Raw genomic sequence first — 1,739 nt, 5'->3', positions numbered from 1 at the left:
GTCAGTAACGCCCAACGTTGGCTTGAAGATAAAACGGAAGTCTGTGATCGAAGCGCTGCTGATTATTGGGAACGTTTTGCCTCAGCAATGAGTGATGACTTCAATACGGCCCAAGCATTGTCTGTGATCTTTGAAGCAGTATCCGAAATTAATCGAATTGTCGGTCAGGCATCAGTCACTGGAAATTTGGACAATGCCGGTGAGTTAAAGTGTCATCTGGATGTCGTAATGAAGATGACCGCTGTTTTAGGATTTGAGCTTAAAACCGAATTGTCTGAAGAAACGTCTAAGCTGCTTGATGGCCTTGTTCAAAAAACAATCATCTGGAGAGCCGCGCTTAGAGAGCGGAAAGAATTCACGATTGCTGATAGAATACGCGATGACTTGAAGGAACTCGGAATCTTATTAGAGGATGGTCCACACGGGACGATATGGCGGAAGGCCGAACTATGATTTTGAAATTTAAAATTGGTATTGCAGTTGCTGTAGTTAGTATTGCAGTGATCGCATTTGGTGTTGTGACATCGAGACACGGGCGAGCTAAAGCGGTTGCGGCTGAAGCAAGGGATGTTGCCTCCATACAAATCGCTCAAATAGTAAATGATTGGTGGAGCAAGCATGAGAATGTTCCCTTAACATGGACCGCTGATTTTGCACTCCCAAAAACACTAGCGCCGATGACCCCTCGTAAATTGGGAATACATCCTGATTTAGTCGCAACAGTAAATAAGACCCTTACGAATACACCTGCACCTCAACCCGATGCAGTTGTACCTCCACCGGGTATGATGCCTCCGCCGTTCGATTCGTCTAATATCGTCTGGCAAGTAGACCAAAGTAAGATTCAAAAAGCTTTCTATTCAATTCGTAAATTAACCCGACCAGCCCGAGATGCAAAAGTTAAGTTCATCGGCGGAAATGTAGTAGTTATCCCAGAAAGAATTGGAGCGCGTTTTGACCTTAATGGGGCAATAAGTTCTATTAAGCAAGCGTTGCAGACCGACCAAACGATCGTAACTCTCAGTGTTCTTACGGACAAACCGCGAATCACTCAAGACCAAGTTAGCGACATCACGGGTGTTGTGTCTTCTTATACAACTCGTTTTTCAGGTTGGAAAGGTAATCGCAGCCATAATATTCAAACTGCGGCTGCAGCTATCAACGGCACGGTACTTTTTCCAGGTGATACATTTTCGTATAACAAAGTAGTCGGCCCACGCGAATCGAGCACCGGTTTCCTAACGGCTCCTGTGCTTGTCAAAGGCAAAAAAGTCCCCGGCTTAGGAGGCGGAATATGTCAGGTCTCCTCAACAATATATAATGCCGTTCTTTTTGCTGACTTAAAAATCGTCCAAAGAAGCCGCCATGCAATCCCAGTTGCCTACATTCCAGCAGGACGTGACGCGACCGTTGTCTATGGCCTTTTAGACTTGAAGTTCCAGAATAACACCTCCGCGCCCATCGCTATTTCGACTTCAACTCAGCAAGGATCAATAACCGCTCGCGTTTTAGGAACTCCAACCCCGGACAAGAAGATCAAGATATTAGTGACGGGTCTAACCCGTCTGCCAATGCCAATCAAACGAGTTCCCGATGGTACACTCTTCACAGGTTCAACGCTAGTCGTTGATCCCGGCCATTCCGGACGACGATGCAGCACTTGGCGTTATGTCTATGAAGATAGCGCACTCGTGCGCAAAGAACATCTTTCGAGCGACTACTATCGTCCGCTAACCCGT

General features: G+C 46.3%; 2 protein-coding genes. Both read left to right on the top strand.

All coding sequences use genetic code 11. The annotated features are described in order from the left end of the window. A partial coding sequence (locus WCO51_13535) for a DALR domain-containing protein (GenBank protein ID MEI6514275.1) occupies positions 1 to 453 on the top strand: 453 nt, incomplete at its 5' end. Then, a partial coding sequence (locus WCO51_13530) for a VanW family protein (GenBank protein ID MEI6514274.1) occupies positions 450 to 1,739 on the top strand: 1,290 nt, incomplete at its 3' end. The genes WCO51_13535 and WCO51_13530, both read left to right, overlap by 4 nt.

Source organism: bacterium, from assembly GCA_037131655.1.
Lineage (GTDB): Bacteria > Armatimonadota > Fimbriimonadia > Fimbriimonadales > JBAXQP01 > JBAXQP01.
The sequence above is the reverse complement of the archived record's forward strand: the minus strand, read 5'-3'. Positions and strand labels throughout refer to the sequence as shown.